This is a genomic window from Sulfitobacter sp. HI0027 (assembly GCF_001634775.1).
Classification (GTDB): Bacteria; Pseudomonadota; Alphaproteobacteria; order Rhodobacterales; family Rhodobacteraceae; genus Sulfitobacter.
This window is the reverse complement of sequence record NZ_LWER01000454.1, coordinates 1-20,236: the sequence shown is the minus strand read 5'-3', so window position 1 is coordinate 20,236 and position 20,236 is coordinate 1. Positions and strand designations below refer to the sequence as shown.

Below are 20,236 nucleotides of genomic sequence, written 5' to 3'. Positions count from 1 at the left end.
GGGCGAAAGCTGCTACGCGTTCATAGGAGCCATCATATCCCAGCTTCACCAGATCAGCATGCATTTGCTTCACTGTCCGCCGCTCTTTGCGTGACTTCCGCGTCTGGATTAAAAGCCAGGCTGACAGCCGATCCGAATAGGGATCCAGCTTGCTTGGACGCTTGGGCGTCTTGAACTGCGGTTCCACCGCACCTTCACGCAGATACTTCTTTATCGTGTTCCGAGACAAACCCGTCCGCCGGGCAATCTCCCTGATTGGCATCTTGTCACGCAATGCCCAGCGTCGAATGACACTCAAAAATCCCATGTCGATCACTCCAAATCCCCCCAACCAAAACCGTCGGGGAAGTGTGTTCACATGGGTCAATTCTCAGTGACAATTTATGGGGCTACCGGGTCAGTTCTCAGTGACAATCAACAAGCGGTATGTCTGAGCGGCTGGAATATATCGAACGCGTTCTGCCGGCGCCGCCGGTTGTTGACTGGATACCTGAGGCATCTTTTCAGGTTGGCGCGTGCACATCACAGCGCTGTGTCTACCGCTTGGTTGGCTCTCGAACTGAATTTGGCGAACACTGTGGGCGACCCCGCGATGTGGAGGTGTTCCTCAGGCTGTCCAGCGGCCGCCAGCTGCGGATCGGGTATAGCAGGGGGTTCCGCCCTGTCGAGCTGGGGCGCACCCCGCAGGAGTTCGACGTGCCGCTCGATCTCCCCCCCTTGATATCCGAGGGGGAATACTATTGGCGCAGCCGGGTCGTTTACCCTGAGTGCACCGGCCCCCGAGAGCCGATCCCGCGCTTCTCGCCCTGGTGGCCTTTGAACGTAAGCCGCGGCTGAAGCCCAGATCACTGCAAACTCAACCACTACACCCCGCTTGCGGGGCTTCTAAGCATGGAAGGATCGAACATGAACCTCATAGACAACTGGCGGCGGATCGCCTTTCGAAGCTACTCGATGTGGAGCCTGTACCTTGGCCTCCTCGCCCTCTTGGGCAGTGAAATCCTCTACGGGTTTTTCGGCATCGAGGCGGACCCCTACCCGCTTGGCAAGGCCGCTCTCGCGTTCTTCATTATCGGCATCGTTGGTCGTTTGATCCGGCAGGATGCAGGGAGCGTTGTTTTCCGCCGGGGCCTGTTTCTCACGGCTTTCGCCTACGGCTTGGTGATGCTGTTTCAATCGCTGGGCGGTGCGGTCATCGAGGACCGACAGGTGCCGGAGTATCGCCATGATGCCCGCAATGAGCAGCGCGCCCTTATCATCCCGGCGATGGCCGATGTGCCCGTGGAGCTGGTCAAAGCCGGGGGTGTCGCGCCCGAAGGCGAGTTCCTGGCGATCGCCGTACCGTTCATTGGTGAATGGGAGGGCCTGCGGCTGGTGGCCTACAAAGATGTTGTCGGCGTTTGGACCGTCTGCTTTGGGGAGACGAAAGGCGTCCGACCTGGCGACCGCTATACCGTGGCGGAATGTGAAGCCATGCTCGCCCGCGAAATACTCAGCTATCGGCAAGGTTTGCACCGCTACTTTACCCCCTCGACCCTGACCGATCGGCTGCCCGTCAATCGCGATGTGGCCTATGTCAGCCTCGCCTACAATGTCGGCGTGTCGCGAGCCGGGACAGCAACCGCGACCAAGCGCCTGAACGCTGGCGATGTGCCGGGCGGCTGTGATGCGCTGACCTGGTACAACAAGGCGGGCGGCCGCGTTTGGCGCGGCCTTGTGCGGCGGCGCTCTGCTGAGAAAGTGTTCTGCATGGCCGGGGTGATCGCATAATGTACGAGCTCATAACCATTCTCGCCCTGTTCGCGGTTCAAATTGCAGACGTTTGGACAACCAATCAGATTCTTGCCCGCGGCGGCCGTGAATTGAACCCGATCATGAAATGGATCATGGATAAGACCGGTGATCAGTGGTCAGTGGTGAAGGTCGCGGCCGCGCTGATCGTAGCCGCTTTCCTCTGGGCCGATGGGATGATCTCGGCCGTCTGGATCATCATCGCGATCACGGGAATCGTTGCCCTGAATAACTACCGGGTTTTGCGAGGCATGGGATGATCGGGGCAGCCCTGATTTCTCGCCTCGCACCCTACCTGATCGCTGCTGCAGTGGCCGGTGGCGGCGTCTGGTGGGTCATGGAGCTCAGGGAGGAGAACGCGTCCCTGCGGTCCGATGTTGACCGACTGACAAGAGTGCTGGCCGGATGCACGGCCCGCGCAAGCAATCTCATAGAGGACAGTGAAAGTGATGCCAAAGTCGATAACATGCCTGATCTTCGCGCCGTTCCTGATGAGTGGCTGTTCGTGGTTCCAGAAACCCCCGGCCCCGCCACCGTCTACTGAGGCGGCGTTCTGCGATGTCGAAGAGAAGCGCCGCTTCACGCGCGAGGAGATCGATTGGCGCGCGAAGAATGCGCCTTGGAATCTGAGGCGAGACTACAAGACCAATCTGACCTTCGAGCGAGAGTGTGAGGTTGGCGCGAAATAGAAAGCGTTCGCATTCGGCCTTGCAGTCAGATTCTACATGAAGACAAAGGTACTACAGCGCAGCTAACGCCTCATTCAACGCAGCTTTTGCCAACTCGCGAACTTCCTCTTCTGTAACAGCAGTTTCTGCCTTCAGGATTACGTTGATGGAACCGGCCCGATCTTGTAAATGGAAATGTACCGAGGCCGTATCGCCGATTACCGGAACGTTTAGGTTAGTAATTTTTGCTGCCATGGTATTTCGTCCTTGGAGTTATAATTTAGTGCCTTTTCGACCAGGTGTCTCGGTCTGCATCTTTCTGTTATATGGTTCGCGCTAGAGGCACGGATCAATTCCATGCGGTGACCCGCATACCGCGTTCCGTGCCGTTACCTTCTAAGTAGACAAAGCCTGATCCGAATGGCACTTGCCAGCGGTGTCCGACGCCTTGGTAGAACGACTTATTTGGGTTCAGTTTGCCCCCTGCCGCACATTCCAGACCTCTATAGCTCATTCCAGTTCCGTAAATGTGTTCTGGATCTTTTAGTATTTCCAAGTCGCGACGGTTAAGGCCGAGCTTCGAAATTTCCGAGAATATTGATGCACGATCCGCACCTGCCGCTTTCGTAGCATTGAGTAGGATGGCACATTTTGAGGCCGGACGTTGCTGAGCAAATTCCGCCCGTGTCTCTGGTGTCCATGCGCTCGGTTTTTCGTAGAAATTGTACTGAGGGCCACAAGCTGCAACCAAAGCAACGGTAGAAAATGCGAAAACGTATTTAATCATCTTACATGCCTTCCTCAAGTTTACGCACGTTAGGCGGGAAGCAACCTTTGTCAAGCGCAAGGGCATGAGCGGAACAGCGCCCTTGGGACAGTCTAGGTGTTGCAAGAAGCTGTAGGCGCCTTATCTCTCCGTTAACCTTAGTGTTGTACAATTGGGAACTCCAATGGATAGACAGCAGTTGACAACATGTGCTTAGCTGTCGCAAAGACGCCACAAATGCACGGTACGATCTGTGCGATCCCCATTTAAGATGGGACACAGCGGTCTAATTTGCTGTGAATCAACCGAAGTTCGGACATTAGAAGCCGAATCGGGAATAACGGAGAAGCAATAATGAATCGAACACCAGCTAAACAAGCCGGCGGAAAGTGGGTGGAGAACGCCTTTCCCCCTGAGGCTGCGATGAACTATGATGAGTTCGCCCCTGAGGATGTACGAGGTCTGAAGGCGGAGATTGAAGCTCGCCTTGGCGAAGAGGGTTGGGAAGTTGTTGACGGCTTGAAGTTTCCTTATGAAGACGTCGCCTGAGTGGGTAAAGGTACCCCCGCAAGCCTATTCGATTGTAACTGGGTACTTCCCTGAAACGAAACCAAAGGACGGCAAGCCAGATTGCCGTCCTTTGCTTGTCACGCAAGTCCTGCAATCTAAGTCAGGTGCGACTGGTGTGCGTGTGTGCTATGGCACCACCAAAGTGAAATTCCCCCAGAAAGCGAACGTCGACCTTATTGTTCAAAACTCGTCTGACTTGGACGCTTGCGGCCTTTTGAGACCTACCCGCTTCGTCGTCGATCCCTCTCAACAAACCATTCTCGCTTGGAGCGAAACCTTCTTTCGGCCATGGGGAGGCTGCGCACATCCTAGGCGCGGCGTACTACCGTTAGATCTTCAAAAAGACTACGCTTGGCTCATGGCCCAACATCTCTGATTGCCGACGTCTTGTCGTCCCGAACTCCTCTGGCCACTAGCTCTGAGTCTAATCCAGTTAAACCCAAATCTCCCAAACTATCACACGAGGGGTTTGATGAGGGTAACTCTCTCAATCATAATGGAAATCATTATTCCGACAAAGCTTTCCACAGATTTGCACGCGCGGTTCATAGACTTGCTGCGTACAGCTCTTCGCGATAACTCGTGGTCTGATTTTTAGTGTGGCCATAGGGCCAAATGCCGCGGCGATTATATTCTGCACACCCCTAAATATGACAAAGGAAAGATTTGTTGAGATATGTTGATTTTAGAGTGTGGGTCCGTCCGCGAAGCAACAGAGGGCCCGGTCCTAAAATGCTCTGGGAATGGGAGGTCTATGGTGTCTTGCCTGGCGGAACTGAGGATTTACTAGAAAGCGGTTACTCGGAGGGGAGCGAAGGTCAGGCAAATACTGCCGCGAACGAGGCTAAAACCACAATATACTCTAAGTTTCGGTAATGCATTCGTTCGAAACGGTGACCAGAAAAATATCAAGCGCCTCCAGCCTCATTCCTTTGATGAGAAGGCCGCGAGATAGCCGGAGCCTTCTTTACCAGTCAACATAGGAACCTCTTCCATTCCACCCAGTTGGCGCATCGTCCTCACCGGACAACCCACTGACAGCCCCCAGGATAATCAGACCCAGAATGAAGATTTTAGGCGATGAGATATTGTCACGTACCTGACCGATTATTGCGTACGCAATCATAGCCAAACTCAAGGAATAAAGCGTTACAACCAAAGGAATAACTCCGGTAAATTCAGTTTACGTGCTGCGAACGCTATTTAAACGAGACCCCCATGGCGCGTTAGGTGGTGCACTTAATCAGCTTGCAGTGTCTACTAGAGAAAGCAGCTCTTCGCGCGCAACCAAGACATCAGATGCCCTTTCCCAGAAGGGCCGCATCTTCAGAACTGTGTCAGCATCGCTTAAAGCATCACTAAAATCGTAAAGCGCTAATTTATAGCTTTTAGCTGCGTCTTGAATATCGTTTGGAAACACACCGCCCGACATTGTAACGGTACTCAATTGTTTAAGGACATTATCGGTCAATCGCCTTTTCGCGAGTGGCACTTCGGAAGGGGCATCCAGCACGGCCGTAACGTACGCTGCCGCGAAGGTTGAAAAGTCTGATGCGGCATCTCTAATTTCTTTGCTGCGCGCACTCACCTCGGCCTTCTGAGCCATTTCTCTAGTCTGCGAAAACTGCTGTTTCAGCAACTCCTCAGCGTGTTCCTCGCTACGCGAGACCATTAGATATGTAATTACTACGTTGGCAATAAGGACAAATGCCGCTCCAAGCAGTCCGAGACCGTTTGGATTACCATTGCCAGACCACCATTCCTTAAATGCAGACATAGATCCCACCATTTTATCGGGCGGATGATACAGGCTCAAAGCCTTCATCTTCGTTAGCCGCACGCGCAGCCCTACACGCTTCTTGCCACCGTTCGAAATCCATCACACGAAGCGTCTCACGTACCTCATCTTGCAGGCCCTCGGGCTGGCATGGATCATACGCTTCACTAGCAGAATTTTCTAGCGAAACTTCCACCGTCTGACCATCGTCTCCGAATGGCGCCGCACTAGCCGAGAGAGCAGTGGCAAACAAAGCCGCGATTACAAATACCACTCTAGTTCCCTTCAGAGTGGTATATCCGGGAGAGTGAATGCTAAAATCCTGTTCCGGAACACCTTCTGCCCCCCTCGCTACTTGGGCTGCAATGGCGTATATGGAAGCAGGCAGATCGCTCGCATCGCCATTGATGCGGCCGTAAGCTTCGACCACCGCTAAAACAAAAGCTTGAAAGTGGTAGGACTCTCTAGCGGTAAACTCTTCGCCACGAGTAATAAATCTAGCAAGAAAGTCGTCATCAATGATGACATTCTTGTAGGCTGCACCAAGGACTGGGCGAAGAGTTCCGGCCGGCAAAGATACTAGAGCGTTTTGGGTTCGCAAAGCGCGCGAAGTCTTATAGTCTAGGTTCCGCTCATCAATCTCACTGAGCCATCTTACCCGTCGAACAAGTAATCCTGCGTTACTGTACCTGGTTTCAGCGGCACGATTTAATCTCTCGGGTAGTGATATGATTTCACCCACCAGAGTCTTTGTATCTTCATCTTCGCCCCGCCGATTTAACGGTCCGGGTACCACCACGAGATCGCCAATTTTCGCTTGATGGTAGAGGGCGTTGATCCAGCCCAAAGCCAGCTGTCGTTTCCGGGACCACCGGGTCCCAGAGAGCTCGCGCCGCCCTATTTCTGCCATTAGCTCAGGGACATTGTCGTCATTTCGGTAGGCGACTGAAGCGTAGAGCGCCCCGCGAACGATCATTTCTTTTTCATAGTCGCCTTGAGCGAAGCCCTCCCGCGGGGGGATAGGTAAACCAGGGTAGTCAAGAAAAACGATTCCTTCGTCACGCATCACGTTATAGTGCTTGTACGAAACCCCAGGAAACAGGCGGTATGCGTGATCGTCCCGCGTGAATACGCGGGCGCGAATATCAATAATAGCAGACAAAACTAAAAACCTATCGAAAACGACTCGCTCCTTGTTGCACGAAACTGCCCACCTCATCAATCCTGCAGCCTCCACCCCGAGGTTAGGCTTCTGCCATCGTGGCCACCGGGGTTATCTGGGCGCGCCAGGGAAACGCACCACACGACGCTGCAAGACACCAGGATATGCGGGCATCTGGTTGCGCTGCTATATCGTCAGGTCGCGGTCGGCCTCCGGCATCTTGTGCCATGTCGGGCCTTCGATGAAGGCGGTTGGGCGCTCAAGGTTCTCGGCAAGCGCGCCGAGCTCGGGTCCTGCGCGCCAAATCTTTCATTGTGACCTCGACCGCGCCAGCCTTAACGGCAAGCGCCCGCTTTGACATGGCTATGTCGAAATGCTCTCGCGCTGTTCCAGCGCCCTGTATCCACTGGTGCGCAACGCCGATCCGGTCGGCCATCGCCAGCAATTCCTCTGTGCTATCCGCTATCATGTGGCACATTTTCATCCGTCCGAACTGCGCCTGCATGTTGTCGACATAAACCGCCATTGCTTAGCTCCTTCAGGGTGGTCGCGGCATACGGGGACACCATTGGTTGCCCGGTCCTCCACCGGGTGGCGCCCACCGCAAATCTCTTTGGCTGCGGCGGGCGCACGATGGGTGTCTTTCTAGGCATTATTCATGAGGCGTCCTGCGGTCGAAAAGATTGGTTTTTCTTAAGGAGAAACCTGATTTTTCGTGGTCCACCTTCATTGTAAGTGGTTGAAATATATAAGGCTCGAAATGCTGCTTACGTGGTCCACATGTCCCATAAAAATAAGGGCAAACCGAAGCTAATTGTTGACCGTGTGGGGGCACCACTTTTACCGCCAAATGAAACACTTATCCTCACGCTGATCCGATACCTGCCGTCCGCGGTTTACGGATGCCTGTGCGCATTGCCCGCCCCCAAGGCCCCGCGATCACACCAGTTTCGACGAACGCGGGGCCGTGGCGTTTACCCCATCAGCTTGGAACTGTAGCTGCCCGGCGATGCCGGAAAGACCACGGTTTTATTCCCGTTCAGAAAGACCCGTTGATGGGCATGGGCGTGGATCGCCCGCGCGAGGACGCTGGCCTCAACGTCACGGCCCAGCGACACATAGTCAGAGGCGCTTTGCGCATGGGTGACCCGCACGGTATCCTGTTCGATAATCGGCCCTTCGTCCAAATCGGCGGTGACGTAATGCGACGTGGCACCGATCAATTTCACGCCCCGCTCGTAGGCCTGCTTATAGGGGTTCGCCCCTTTGAAGGACGGCAGGAAGGAATGGTGGATGTTGATGATCCGGCCCGACATTTTCTGACACATGGCATCCGACAGGATCTGCATGTAGCGCGCCAGCACGACCAGTTCCGCGCCGGTATCCTCTACCACCTCCATGATCCGCGCCTCTGCCTGCGGCTTGTTGTCCTTGGTCACCTTGATGCAATGAAACGGAATGTCATGGTTCGCCACCACCTTTTGATAGTCCATGTGGTTCGAAATCACGGCGACGATCTCAATCGGGAGGGCTCCGATCCGCACCCGGTAGAGCAGATCGTTCAGGCAATGGCCAAAGCGAGAGACCATGACCACGACCTTCATCGTGGTGTCTTGGTCATGGAAATCATAGGTCATGCCAAAGGGTTCTGCGACCGCATTAAATCCGTCGCGCAGGCTTTCAAGCGTGGCCCCGGTTTCCGCCTCTGCGCTGATGCGCATGAAAAACTGACCGTTCTCCGTGTCGTCGAACTGCGCGCTGTCGGTGATATTGCATCCGGTTTCGGCGATATAATTGGCGATGGCGGCGACGATCCCCCGTTTCGAGGGGCAAGTCACGGTCAGGCAGAACTGGGTCATGGGGTGGTCCTTTGGGCGGTTGTGCGTGGCGGCAGGGGGCCTGTTTTGCTTACGCAACGGATTGCAGGCTCCACGCGGGAAGGCAAGCGATAGCGGGCTCACGGCGCCGCCAAAGCGGCCCATACCAAATGGTGAGCATCTGTTATCGCTTGAAATCTACGCGGCGGCCTTAAATTTGCCCATAGTGGACCCTGTCTGCGGACCATCAAAGGAGCGCCCGAAATGAACGCCAAACCCCAGCCGATGTCCCCTGATGAGGCCTTGAGCCTTTTCGCCACCACCCGCAGCCGGACGCAGGCTTTGGCAGCGCCGCTTTGTCCCGAAGACATGATGCTGCAAAGCATGGAGGATGCCTCTCCGGTGAAATGGCATCTGGCCCATACGACGTGGTTCTTTGAGGAGTTTATCATCAAACCCCGAGTCGCTGACTATCGCTCGCCCGATGACCGTTTCGCGGTGCTGTTCAACTCCTACTATGTGCAGGCTGGACCGCGTCATGCGCGTGACAAACGCGGATTGGTCTCGCGCCCCGATGGCGCTGCGGTGGGGGCCTATCGCGATCATGTGGAGAACAGCCTGAACGATCTTATGAACGCCAGCCGCGACGATGCCGATGAGATCGCTCAACTGGTCGAACTGGGCTGCCACCATGAGATGCAGCACCAAGAGCTGTTGATCACCGACCTGCTCCACGGGCTTAGTTTTAACCCTTTGCTGCCCACCTACAAAGACCCCGAGCCGCTGGCGGTCACCGACGAAATGCCACTCAACTTCAGCCGCCACAGGGGCGGTCTTGTTGAGATTGGCCATGAGGGGGGGCGGCTTTGCCTATGATTGCGAAGGGCCGCGCCACAGGGTCTGGCTCGACCCCTTTGAGATTGCCGACCGTCCGGTGACCAACCGCGAATGGATCGCTTTCATGGAGGACGGCGGGTACAGCGACGCGCGGCTATGGCTGATGGAAGGTCATGCCGTGGCGCAGCGCGAAGCATGGGCGCATCCGCTCTACTGGTGGCAGCAGGATGGCACGTGGTGGACCTTTTCCCTGCGCGGGCCGCAGCCTGTCGCGCTTGATGCGCCGGTGGTCCACGTCAGCTATTATGAGGCCGAAGCCTTTGCCCGTTGGGCCGGGGGCCGACTGCCCACCGAAGCCGAACATGAAGTTGCCTTTCGCGATGTGCCGATCAACGGCAATCTGATGGGCGATGCCGATGCCATCGGCGCCCTACGCCCCCTGCCCGGCAATGGCATTTGGGGCGATGTCTGGGAGTGGACTGCCTCTGATTTTGCCCCCTACCCCGGTTTCCGCCCGCCTGAGGGTGCCTTGGGCGAATACAATGGCAAGTTCATGGTCAACCAGCGCGTGTTGCGCGGCGGATCTTGCGCCACGCCAAAGCAACAGTTGCGCCCGAGCTACCGAACGTTTTTCTATCCGCATCAACGTTGGCAGATGATGGGTCTGCGGTTGGCGCGCGACGCGAGCTAAGGCCCGAGTGAAGTAAGGCCCCGGAGGGAAAAGCCGTGCGAAAAAGGCCGAGCAGAAAAGGCGGGGCGAGGAAAAGCCGAAACGCCGGGGCATCGCGGTGCCCCGGCATGAGCCTTGCCGCTGGGCCCGCGGCCTATTGAATGCCAACCCTGAACTGCACTGCCCCGGTCTCACCCGGCAACATTTGCCCGGTGCAGTTCCATTCGATCGCCCCGGCATAGCCAGCCAGATTGCTTGCTGGCCGCACCAAATCACAACTGAGGTTGGGTGACACCTGTTGCGGATCGACGATGGATTCCGACAGCTCCGTATAGGGTGGGGTCATGTCGTAAATCTTGACGTTCGATGCCTGGGTGGTCGCATTGTTGCGCAGGTATATTCGGTAAAGCAGGATATCATTCACACCGCCAAGGTTGATGGTCCCTTCACCGGTGCCTTGGGTCTCATTCTCCACCGTTTTGCGCAGCTCGATCTGGGTCGATTGCCCCCCGACCGAGACTTCGTCGGTGTTGCTGGCCGAACTGGTCACCGTGGTGCGCGCAAAGGCCGTGGCCGCCAGCACCTGATAGACATAGGTACTGCCCTGCCCAGCGCCAGACCCGGCAGAAACCCGCGAGACGATACAGACGGTTTGCCCCGTCGTGACCGCGATGGGACCGGTGATCGGCCCATCGACACTGTCGTCACAGCCGATGTCTTGGAAAAGTGCCGCGCTGAACGCGCCGGTTGGGGTCGAGGTGGCACCGGCGTAGGAGAAGGTCACCTGCCCTTCGGAGGTTGCGGTATAGATATGCGGCAGGGTCGCGACCTGCCCCTGAGCGACCGTCGTGGTTTGGTCGTTGGTCAGGCTGGGCAGTTGCAACAGGCCGATATCCAGTCCCATGCGATTGCCGAAAGCCTCAGGGGTGAAGGTAAATTCACCGTCATGGGGGTTGGCGTTCACTAGGTCGGGCAGACCTGCCGCGGCTTCGGAGATCGCGCGGTAGTTATTGGCCGGGATCGCACGGATCGTGATCGGACCGCTATAGGCGCCGGAGAGCCCATAGCTCCACGTGCCATCCGTCGCCAGCCCGGGGGTGGCCAGCACCGCGCCGCCACTGTCGAGGATCTCAAGCACCGCCGAAGACGCCCCTTCTTCGCTGCCATTGCGCAGCGCGTCATGCGCGGTGCCGCCGCCCGCCCCATTGTCGATGAAGACACGGCCCGTCAGGATCCGCTTACCTGTCACAAGGTTCACGGAATAGGACGCTTCGTCGTCATCGGGCAGCTGGTCGAACAGGTCATCGGTCAACGGCCCTGTATTGGGATCGCTGTCGGGATCGGGCAGCGAGCTATAGATGATCTCGGCCTGATTGGTGAAATCACCGCTGCCAAGCACCGTGGTGGTGATCGTCAGGGTCTCGCTCTCTCCGCTGAGCAGTTCATCCACGAACCACAATCCGGTGTCGGGGTCATAGGTATCCCCGGTCGCGGGCGCATCGTCCGAGACATAGGCAAAACCGCTTGGTATTTGATCGATCACCTTGACGCCCGAGGGCGAGCCGCCGCTGACATTGGTGATCGTGATGATCCAATCGATTGTGTCCCCTTCCGAGACATTTGTGATCGGCGTCGTCGTCCCGGTCGCGGCGGCGATTTTGCTGAGTTCAAGGTCACTGCCCGCCGGATCGAACCCGAAGTCTTGGTCACTCGTCACGCTATTGCCGGAAACCGGGACGCCAATCAGCGGGTTGGAGGTGCCGATGGTCAGCCCCGAGGGCAGATCAGGGTCCGCCTCATCCAGCGCGACGCGGTAGGTCGTGTTCACCATCAAGTCCCCCACCGCATAGGTGCCATCGGCCAATGTATCCGTCGTGACAAGAAAAATATCATCGGCGGTATTGGACGGGGTGCCATTGTCGGCAAAGACCGAGATGCCCACGCCCGCCCCGAAATTGGTCTCCCCATTGTCCTTCACGTCCGATGCGTCCGCGTCCTCATAGATGTTGCCCGAAATGCCCCCCAGCGGGATCGGTGCTGGCCCCCGACAGGAGACGCCATCGCTGCGCCCGCCTTCGTCAAAGGGAATGCCGGAAACCAGTTGCGGCACTCCCGTCGCCGTCGAAATCACGAAAAGATTGTTGGTGGTGTTGGAATAGCCATAGAGCCTGCCATCACGGTCAAACCACAGCGCATCGAACTCGCCCGCATAGACGGCAGGGCCAATCGCCTGCGGTGTCACGCTCCCCGGTGTGCCGTTGTTGACCGCCGCGCGGAACAAAAAGCCCGAGTTCCTGTCGATCCCATACATGATGCCGTCGACGGGATTAAAGGCGAGGTCTTCCGCATTGACGCCGATGGTAAGTGCGATGTCACCCAATACAATCGGTGCGGCAGGGTTGGTCAGATCAACGATCTGCCATGTGTTTGGATCAACTTCGTAGATCAGCCGCCCATTGGGTAGAATATCCCCGGCGTTCAGCGCATCGTCCGCGCCGGGGATGTTGCCGAAATCCGTGATGTCGCCAGCCCCATCAATCCGGTAGAGCCTGCGGGTGTTCTGATCCACGCCATAGATATAGCCATCCAGCGCGTTGTAGCCCCAAGCGCCATCGCGGTTCTGCCCGGTGCTGCCAGAAGCCTCAACCGTCGTGGCGTAGCTGCCGCCGCTATCGCGGAAGGTCATACGCACCAGTGTAGAAGGTCTGTCGACGATGGCATAGAGCGAGGCATCGCAGACCAGCGGTGGCGGATCGCTGGAGATGGTCAGCGTGTAGTCTTCCACCTCCCCTTCGAAAGCAGTGGCAAGGCCGGTGCTGTCCGTCGACCAGCGAAAACGGGCGTAGGTGGGCAATGTGGTCGCCCCTGCGGGCACCGCCACCTCGAAAAGGATTGTCCCATTGGTCAGACCATCCTTATCCAGCAGACCGCCGTCTTGCAGGTTCAGCGCGACCTGCTCTCCGGCTTGGTTAAAGGTGCCGTCGCCATCAAAATCGATGAAGGCTTGAAGATAAGAAGACCGCGGCGCTCCGGCCAGATCGCTGACCGCCACTGTCATCTCGGCCAACCCGCCGCGATAGAACTGTGGCAAGGTCACCCCGTCTTCGTCATCCGACCCATCGGTATCATCGCCCGTGGCCCCGATGGAGTTCTGCGCCAAAAGATCGATATCGGGCGCTGTGCTGCCCAGATAGACCTCCGGCGCGCCGGGGCCTTCGATGATATGCTGCGGATCGCCATAGCTGGCAGGGGCATCGCCGCGGTCGGCGTCGGGCGGTGTTCTGATGGTAATGCCATAGTCTTCGACTTCCCCATCGGGGGCGGGGGTGATCGCGTCCAGCCCAGGCGTTGAGGACCAGCGCAGTCGGACGAAAGTCGGGGTCAGCACCGCCGTGACCGGCACGCTGACGGGGAATGAAATTTCACCATTCACCAGCCCATCGAGATCCTGCGCCCCGCCGTCTTGGATATCGGTCGCGACCTGATCGCCGAGAAAGAGGCCATCGCCGCCGAAATCGACAAAGGCCTGCAAATATCCGGTGCCGGGCGTGGGCTCGTTCACCACCACGGTTACGGTGCGGGTCAGATCGCCGTAGAGCTGGGGAAAGCTCTCTTCGTCCTCGTCATCCTTGCCGTCGAGGTCATCGCCCGTGCCATCGACGGAATGCTGTGCCGACCCGTCGCCATCACCGTTGAGCGCGCCGATCCAGTATTGCGCGGTATCCGCGTGCTGCGGATCGCCATAGGTGACCGGCGCATCGCCCCGGTCGGGGCCGGAGCCTGCGTAGATTGTCGTGGGGTCATCGCGCCCCTCGCCTGGCCCGTTGGACGCGACACCATCCCCGTCGCCGGGATTTTCGGAATCCGACAGGTCCGAGACAACCGTCCCGCCCGGCGTCTCGGCGGTGACCTCCGCTTGGTTGCTGATCGTGGTGTCCAAATCTTCGGGCACCAATGTGTAAGTCGCCGTATAGACGGCCTTTTCGCCAACCAAGAGCGTGCCTTCGGGCGACAGCGATGTCGCGGTTTGAAAGGTGATCACGGGCGGCACGCCTTTGCCGCTGAACTGCGTTTCGGCAAGCTGCACATTGGTCAGATCGACATTGCCAAAGTTCTCAGCGGTAAAGACATAGGCGATCGTCTCTCCAGGGTCGGCATAGCCGTTCAGGTTGGCATCGACCAATTGCGCAAGTTTCAGCAGACCGACAGAGCCCACATCGATCGAGACCTGCGCCGGGGCCGAATAGGCCCGCGGCTCATTGGGCAGGATGATGGGCGATTGATAGCGGTAGCCGATCGGCGTCGGCGCGGCAAAAAAGGCCACGAAGGGGGTAAAGGTCAACTCTCCGGTCAGATCATCATAGCTCCACGTGCCCTCTCCCAAGACATCGAAACCCACCCGATGGCCTTCGGAATCGGTCACGATATTCTGCGCCCCGGCGGGCGGGATCAGATCGATGGCCTGTTTGGAATATTCGCTGGGCTGCCCGGAATTATTGGCAGGCGCATTGTTATTTTCGGTCGCGACGCTGTCATTGAACAGGATGTTCACCACCACAGGCTCGCTCAGCACCTGCTCTTTCACGTCGTCCTGCAGAACCGGTGCTTTGAAGTCACCACATTTCAGGTCATAGGTCTGCGCTGCGTCATAGGTTGGATTAGCAAGCCGGACGAGGAAGCCGTTGTTGGCGGTCCGGCCAAAGCGAAAGGTCGAGGTCTGCGGGTAGAAGATTTCCAAACCCGATACCGGCTGGTTGCTATAATTGCGGTCCCCGGCGAGATAGAAGACCTCTGTCCCGAGGTTCGCATCCGGCCCTTCGATATAGCCGCGATAGGTGGTCGCACTGCGGTCAATCCGAACATATTCGACCGTCCCGTCGCAAATATTTACATAGACCTGCTCGTTCAGCGGCCCATCAATGTCATTGATCTGAAAAAAGACATCCGCCACCACCGGCACGCCGCCCGTGTTGGTCGAGATGTTATGGGTGCCTGCCTCATAGATGAAGAAATCCATGAAATGCGGATCTTGCCCGGTCGAGGTGATCTGGATCTGTCCATTGCCAGTGGCGAAAACATGATCCCGACCCGTAAAGATCATCTCACCAACAATATCGACCGTCACCCCGCCAACCGTGCCCGCGTTGCGCCACAAGGCCCGCTCACCAATGCCCGCCCCGACCACAGTGGGGGCGGCGACAGGATTTAGGATCAACTGCTGGGCCACGGCGACCTTGGTCAGCAAGGCGAACGGAAGCAGGGAAAAGAGCGCCTTCGAGATCACCCGCAGCCCTGTCTCCCGCCCGCCCCAAGCGGAGAGAGAGCGCAAACCCTGCGCCACGAACAAGCCGAGAAAATGAAAATAAAAATACATATCTTTGCTCACAATCTTTTAAAGCAGCCTAGCAATGAACCTTTAAAACAGCTTAGCGACGAAGCGGGTTGGGAGGACTTACGCAGAAAGGTATTAAGATATGCTTCCGGTCAGACAGGTGGCAGAAGACTAGGCGCCGATACGACCTTCGCATATACCGCTACGCCTTTGCCGCTCCCGAAAATGGCCCAGCCCGTGCCGCGCTTCGGCCTGCTGTTAACCGTGATTCGCCTCCCCCTCGGCCCCCTACTCATTTTTTCTAAATGCCCCCTTGACCCTCCAGCAACTGGAAGCCCCATATTCGGCATATGACGGATAAAGGACATGAAATGCGCAAAGCAGATACACTCACTTTTGGCGTGCAAAACATGAGTTGCGCGTCCTGCGTGGGACGTGTGGAAAAAGCGCTGAACGCGCTGGAGGGTCTGCACGATGCGCGGGTGAACCTTGCCGCGGAGAACGTGCGGGTGACGACAGAACCGGGTTTTGACGCGGCAAAACTCGACGTTGCCTTGACGCAGGCGGGCTATCCGGCGCGCAAGACCACCCACAGATTGCGACTGTCCAACATGAGCTGCGCCTCCTGCGTGGGCCGTGTGGAACGGGCGCTGCTTGCGGTGCCGGGGGTGATCTCGGCCTCGGTGAACCTTGCCAGCGAAGAGGCGACGGTCGAGAGCTTGGAGGATGCCGATCTGTTGCCTGCCCTGCGCGATGCGGCGGCGCAGGCTGGCTATCCGGCGAGTGTCGATGCCTCCGCGGCAGGCAGCCCTGATGCGACAGCGCGCAAAGAAGCGGAAGTCTCCCATCTCAAACGGATGACCCTGTTGGCGGCGGCGCTCACCCTTCCAGTCTTCGTGCTGGAGATGGGCGGCCACCTGATCCCTGCATTCCACCATTGGATCGCGGCCACCATCGGGAGGGAGACAAGCTGGTTCATTCAGTTCATCCTCACCACCCTCGTGCTGGCGTGGCCGGGGCGGCATTTCTATAGCAAGGGGCTTGGCGCTTTGGCGAAAGGCGCGCCGGATATGAACTCTCTCGTGGCGCTTGGATCGGGGGCGGCATGGCTCTTTTCGGTCACCGCGCTCTTTGCGCCGGGGGCCCTGCCCGAGGGCAGCCGCGTGGTCTATTTCGAAGCAGCCGCCGTGATCGTGACGCTGATCTTGCTGGGCCGCTACCTTGAGGCACGCGCCAAGGGGCAAACCGGGGCCGCGATTGCCAAGCTTATGGGCCTGCGCGCCAGCAGCGCAAGGGTGGAGCGGGATGGCACGCTCGTTGAGTTGCCGTTGGACAAGATCGTCGCGGGCGATATCATCTACCTCCGCCCGGGCGAGAAGATCGCCACCGATGGCGTCGTCGTCGACGGGCAATCCTATGTCGACGAAAGCATGATCACCGGCGAGCCTGTGCCGGTGGAAAAGGCCAAAGGAACGGAGGTTGTCGGCGGCACGGTCAACGGCACCGGCAGCCTGACCTACCGCGCCACCAAAGTGGGCGGTGACACTGTATTGGCGCAGATCATCCGCATGGTCGAAGAGGCCCAAGGCGCAAAGCTGCCCATTCAGGACTTGGTCAACCGCATCACCCTGTGGTTCGTCCCGGTGGTGATCGCCGTGGCGCTGGTGACCTTTGGGGTCTGGCTCGCCTTCGGCCCATCGCTTAGCCACGCTTTGGTGGCGGCGGTAGCGGTACTGATCATCGCCTGCCCCTGCGCCATGGGTCTGGCCACACCGACCTCGATCATGGTCGGCACCGGGCGCGCGGCGCAACTGGGCGTGCTGTTCCGGCAGGGCGATGCACTGCAAAGCCTGCAAGGCGTCAAGACCGTGGCGCTGGACAAGACCGGCACGCTGACCAAGGGCACGCCCGAACTGACCGATCTGGTGATGATGAACGACCTGCCCGAGGATGAGTTGCTGCCCCTGATCGGCGCGGTCGAGGCGCGCTCGGAACATCCCATCGCCCAAGCCATCCTGCGGCGTGCAGAAGCTGCGGGACCAATACCGGGCGAGGTCAGCGATTTCCAATCCCACACCGGTTTTGGCGTCAGCGCGACGGTCATGGGCCGCCGGGTCACATTGGGTGCGGACCGCCTTATGACCCGCGACGGGATCGATTTGGGCGACACCGGGCAGATCGCGGCGGAATTGGCAAAGGCCGGGAAAACCCCGCTCTACGCCGCGCTAGACGGTCAGCTGGCGGCGGTGATCGCCGTGGCCGACCCGATCAAACCCGGCACGCCCGAGGCCATCGCGCGGCTGCATGACCTCAATCTCGACGTGGCGATGATCACCGGCGACGACCGGGTTACGGCAGACGCCATCGCGGCGCAACTGGGCATCGATTGGGTCATCGCCGAAGTGCTGCCAGACGGCAAAGTGGCCGCCATCGACAAGCTCAGGGAAGGCGACAACCGCGTCGCTTTCGTGGGCGACGGCATCAATGACGCCCCTGCTCTTGCGCAGGCCGATGTGGGGCTCGCCATCGGCACCGGCACCGATGTGGCGATCGAAGCCGCAGACGTGGTGCTGATGTCCGGGGACCTGCGCGGCGTGGTCAACGCCATCGACGTGAGCCAGCGCAGCATGGCGAATATCCGGCAGAACCTCTTTTGGGCCTTTGGCTACAACGTGCTGCTGATCCCGGTCGCCGCGGGTGCGTTCTATCCGCTGACCGGCTGGCTTCTGTCGCCTGCTCTGGCCGCCGGAGCGATGGCATTGTCGAGCGTATTCGTCCTCAGCAACGCGCTGCGCCTGCGCTGGATTGCCGCCCCCTTGGCCGAAAACGCCACCCCCTCACACGGCCCCCGGGCCACCGCCCCCGTGGCCGCAGAATAGGAGCGCATCATGAACATTGGAGAAGTCTCACAACACACAGGCCTGCCGCCGAAAACCATCCGCTATTACGAAGATATCGGATTGGTCAAACCGCTGCGGGACGCCAACGGCTACCGCGCCTTTCGCGAAAGCGAGATGCACAAGCTCGCCTTTCTGTGCCGCGCCAGAACCTTGGGTTTCAGCATTGAGGATTGCCGCAACCTGCTGGCTCTTTGGGAGGACAAAAAACGTGCCAGTGCCGACGTGCGGGCCATCGCCAAAGAGCATCTGGCGCAGATCGAGGCCAAGATCAGCGGCCTGCAAGAAATGCGCGACACGCTGAGCACGCTGGTCCGCGACTGCGCCGGGGATGATCGACCCGACTGTCCGATCCTAAAGACCTTGGGCACCGCAGCGGCCACATAACCACCGCTTTCAATAGCAAAAGGCGCCGCCCAGCCAAGCCGGGCGGCGCCTTTTGCGTTTTGTCAGATCCCGGCCTAGGCCTTGAGCCGGTCCACGATGCTATGCGCCGTGACCGTCCCGATCTGCGTGCCCTCTTCCATCACCGCAATCGCCGCATCCGCCCCGCGCAGCCGCTCCATCAGCGCACGCACCGGGGTCTCTGCCGTGGTTTCGCCCTGCGTCGGAGCGCCGTCATCCACGCCCATCACGTCGCGCGCGGTCAGAACCTCCAGCGGGTTCATATTGGCCACGAACTCCGCCACATAGTCCGATGCAGGGTTCGAGAAAATCTCGCGCGGCGTGCCGATCTGCACAATCCGCCCGCCTTCCATGATGGCGATGCGCCCGCCCAGCTTGAAGGCTTCGTCAAGGTCATGGCTCACGAAGATGATCGTGCGGTTCAATTCGCGCTGCAGGTCCAGCAGTTCGTCCTGCAGCCGCGTGCGTATCAGCGGGTCAAGCGCAGAGAATGGCTCATCCATCAGCAAAATCGGCGCTTCGGTGGCAAAGGCGCGGGCAAGGCCCACACGCTGCTGCATCCCGCCCGAAAGCTCGCCCACCTCGCGGTCGGCCCAATCGCTGAGGCCCACTAGTTTCAACTGCCGCTCTGCCCGTTCCAGCCGCTCGGCCTTGGGGACATTCGACAGTTCCAACCCAAGCGCCACATTGTCGCGCACCGTGCGCCATGGCAGCAGGCCGAACTGCTGAAACACCATCGACACGCATTCACGGCGCACGCGGCGCAGCTCTGCGGCATTGCTGGCGTGAATGTCGCAAGACCAGTTTTCATCGTGCACATGCACCGTGCCGCGCACCATTGGGTTGAGCCCATTCACCGCGCGCAAAAGCGTCGATTTGCCCGAGCCCGAAAGCCCCATCAGCACAAGGATCTCGCCATTCTCAACGGTGAGCGAGCAATCATGCACGCCCAGCACTTGCCCGGTCGCCGCTTCAATCTCGGCGCGGCTTTGGCCCTCGTCCATCAGCGGCAGCGCCTTCTCCGGCTTGTCGCCAAAGACGATGGAAACGTTGTCGAATTCTACTGCTTTATTCATTTCCGTCCCACCCGCAGGATACGGTCGAGCATGATCGCCACGACGACGATCACCAACCCGGATTCAAATCCCAAGCCTGTGTTCACTTGGTTCAAGGCACGCACCACCGGCACACCCAAGCCATCTGCGCCCACAAGTGCTGCAATCACCACCATCGACAGCGACAGCATGATCGTCTGGTTCAGCCCCGTCATGATCTGCGGCAAAGCATAGGGCAGTTCGATCTTCCACAGCGTCTGACGTGGCTTAGCGCCAAAGGCCTGAGCCGCTTCCAATAGCGCCTTAGGGGTTGAGGAGATGCCGAGTTGCGTCAACCGGATCGGCGCGGGCAACACGAAGATCACCGTGGCAATCAGACCCGGCACCATGCCGATACCGAAGAACACAATCGCGGGGATCAGATAGACGAAGGTCGGCAGCGTCTGCATCAGGTCCAAGACCGGGGCCACCCATGCATAAAGCCGGGGC

At 58.7% G+C, this 20,236-nt stretch carries 18 protein-coding genes; 8 read left to right on the top strand and 10 right to left on the bottom strand.

Annotation, left to right across the window (positions count from 1 at the left end; translation table 11 throughout):
• The coding region (locus A3722_RS23715; RefSeq protein ID WP_150120038.1) for a helix-turn-helix domain-containing protein at positions 1 to 307 on the bottom strand (307 nt) is incomplete at its 3' end.
• Positions 308 to 906: 599 nt separating this feature from the next.
• Here A3722_RS23715 and A3722_RS22145 point away from each other — a divergent pair.
• Genes A3722_RS22145 through A3722_RS22135 form a run of 3 tightly spaced genes read left to right on the top strand, consistent with a single transcriptional unit; the run spans position 907 to position 2,335 of the window.
• Positions 907 to 1,770: a lysozyme gene (locus tag A3722_RS22145; RefSeq protein ID WP_067625382.1), complete on the top strand. Its 864-nt coding sequence runs from the start codon at positions 907 to 909 to the stop codon at positions 1,768 to 1,770.
• Positions 1,770 to 2,051 carry a DUF5658 family protein gene (locus tag A3722_RS22140; RefSeq protein ID WP_067625380.1) on the top strand — a complete coding sequence of 94 codons (282 nt, stop codon included), beginning with the start codon at positions 1,770 to 1,772 and terminating at the stop codon, positions 2,049 to 2,051. Before A3722_RS22145 ends, A3722_RS22140 begins: the two co-directional genes overlap by 1 nt.
• Positions 2,048 to 2,335 carry a hypothetical protein gene (locus tag A3722_RS22135; protein ID WP_067625377.1) on the top strand — a complete coding sequence of 96 codons (288 nt, stop codon included), beginning with the start codon at positions 2,048 to 2,050 and terminating at the stop codon, positions 2,333 to 2,335. The genes A3722_RS22140 and A3722_RS22135 overlap by 4 nt, the downstream gene beginning before the upstream one ends.
• A 196-nt stretch (positions 2,336 to 2,531) precedes the next feature.
• Here A3722_RS22135 and A3722_RS22130 read toward each other — a convergent pair whose 3' ends face one another.
• Both A3722_RS22130 and A3722_RS24170 read right to left on the bottom strand, forming a co-directional pair.
• Entirely contained in the window at positions 2,532 to 2,714 is a 183-nt protein-coding gene (locus A3722_RS22130) for a hypothetical protein (RefSeq protein WP_067625374.1), read from the bottom strand.
• 94 nt (positions 2,715 to 2,808) lie between these two features.
• Positions 2,809 to 3,246: a hypothetical protein gene (locus tag A3722_RS24170; RefSeq protein WP_150120037.1), complete on the bottom strand. Its 438-nt coding sequence runs from the start codon at positions 3,244 to 3,246 to the stop codon at positions 2,809 to 2,811.
• Positions 3,247 to 3,579: 333 nt separating this feature from the next.
• Between A3722_RS24170 and A3722_RS22125 the strand changes: the two genes are divergently transcribed.
• Positions 3,580 to 3,774 carry a hypothetical protein gene (locus tag A3722_RS22125; protein WP_067625371.1) on the top strand — a complete coding sequence of 65 codons (195 nt, stop codon included), beginning with the start codon at positions 3,580 to 3,582 and terminating at the stop codon, positions 3,772 to 3,774.
• Positions 3,775 to 5,038: 1,264 nt separating this feature from the next.
• Here A3722_RS22125 and A3722_RS22120 read toward each other — a convergent pair.
• The 4 genes from A3722_RS22120 to purU form a co-directional block, all read right to left on the bottom strand.
• On the bottom strand, positions 5,039 to 5,572 hold the full coding sequence (locus A3722_RS22120; RefSeq protein ID WP_067625369.1) for a hypothetical protein: 534 nt from the start codon (positions 5,570 to 5,572) through the stop codon (positions 5,039 to 5,041).
• Between the two features lie 13 nt (positions 5,573 to 5,585).
• Positions 5,586 to 6,734, bottom strand: coding sequence for a hypothetical protein (locus A3722_RS22115; RefSeq protein WP_150120036.1), 1,149 nt, complete (start codon positions 6,732 to 6,734; stop codon positions 5,586 to 5,588).
• A 259-nt stretch (positions 6,735 to 6,993) separates the two neighbouring features.
• Complete coding sequence (locus tag A3722_RS22110; protein WP_067625362.1) at positions 6,994 to 7,260, bottom strand: DUF4031 domain-containing protein; 267 nt, start codon at positions 7,258 to 7,260, stop codon at positions 6,994 to 6,996.
• A gap of 448 nt (positions 7,261 to 7,708) precedes the next feature.
• Positions 7,709 to 8,593 (bottom strand): formyltetrahydrofolate deformylase, encoded by an 885-nt coding sequence (gene purU, locus A3722_RS22105; protein ID WP_067625359.1) that lies wholly within the window; start codon positions 8,591 to 8,593, stop codon positions 7,709 to 7,711.
• A 222-nt stretch (positions 8,594 to 8,815) separates the two neighbouring features.
• Here purU and A3722_RS25045 point away from each other — a divergent pair, with 222 nt between their 5' ends.
• Positions 8,816 to 9,427, top strand: a complete 612-nt coding sequence (locus A3722_RS25045) for a DinB family protein (protein WP_236627509.1) — start codon at positions 8,816 to 8,818, stop codon at positions 9,425 to 9,427.
• The gene (locus A3722_RS25040; RefSeq protein WP_236627508.1) at positions 9,390 to 10,079 is read left to right on the top strand and encodes an SUMF1/EgtB/PvdO family nonheme iron enzyme; all 690 of its coding nucleotides are present in this window, start codon (positions 9,390 to 9,392) and stop codon (positions 10,077 to 10,079) included. The genes A3722_RS25045 and A3722_RS25040 overlap by 38 nt, the downstream gene beginning before the upstream one ends.
• Before the next feature lie 133 nt (positions 10,080 to 10,212).
• Here A3722_RS25040 and A3722_RS22095 read toward each other — a convergent pair whose 3' ends face one another.
• The gene (locus A3722_RS22095) at positions 10,213 to 15,432 is read right to left on the bottom strand and encodes a DUF11 domain-containing protein (protein ID WP_067916465.1); all 5,220 of its coding nucleotides are present in this window, start codon (positions 15,430 to 15,432) and stop codon (positions 10,213 to 10,215) included.
• 329 nt (positions 15,433 to 15,761) lie between these two features.
• Here A3722_RS22095 and A3722_RS22090 point away from each other — a divergent pair, with 329 nt between their 5' ends.
• Together A3722_RS22090 and cueR are read left to right on the top strand one after the other, a co-directional pair.
• Entirely contained in the window at positions 15,762 to 18,269 is a 2,508-nt protein-coding gene (locus A3722_RS22090) for a heavy metal translocating P-type ATPase (RefSeq protein WP_067626908.1), read from the top strand.
• A 9-nt stretch (positions 18,270 to 18,278) separates the two neighbouring features.
• Positions 18,279 to 18,674: a Cu(I)-responsive transcriptional regulator gene (cueR, locus tag A3722_RS22085; RefSeq protein WP_067626909.1), complete on the top strand. Its 396-nt coding sequence runs from the start codon at positions 18,279 to 18,281 to the stop codon at positions 18,672 to 18,674.
• Between the two features lie 74 nt (positions 18,675 to 18,748).
• Here cueR and choV read toward each other — a convergent pair whose 3' ends face one another.
• Positions 18,749 to 19,768: a choline ABC transporter ATP-binding protein gene (gene choV, locus A3722_RS22080; protein ID WP_067626911.1), complete on the bottom strand. Its 1,020-nt coding sequence runs from the start codon at positions 19,766 to 19,768 to the stop codon at positions 18,749 to 18,751.
• The coding region (locus A3722_RS22075) for an ABC transporter permease subunit (protein WP_150120579.1) at positions 19,765 to 20,236 on the bottom strand (472 nt) is incomplete at its 5' end. The genes A3722_RS22075 and choV, both read right to left, overlap by 4 nt.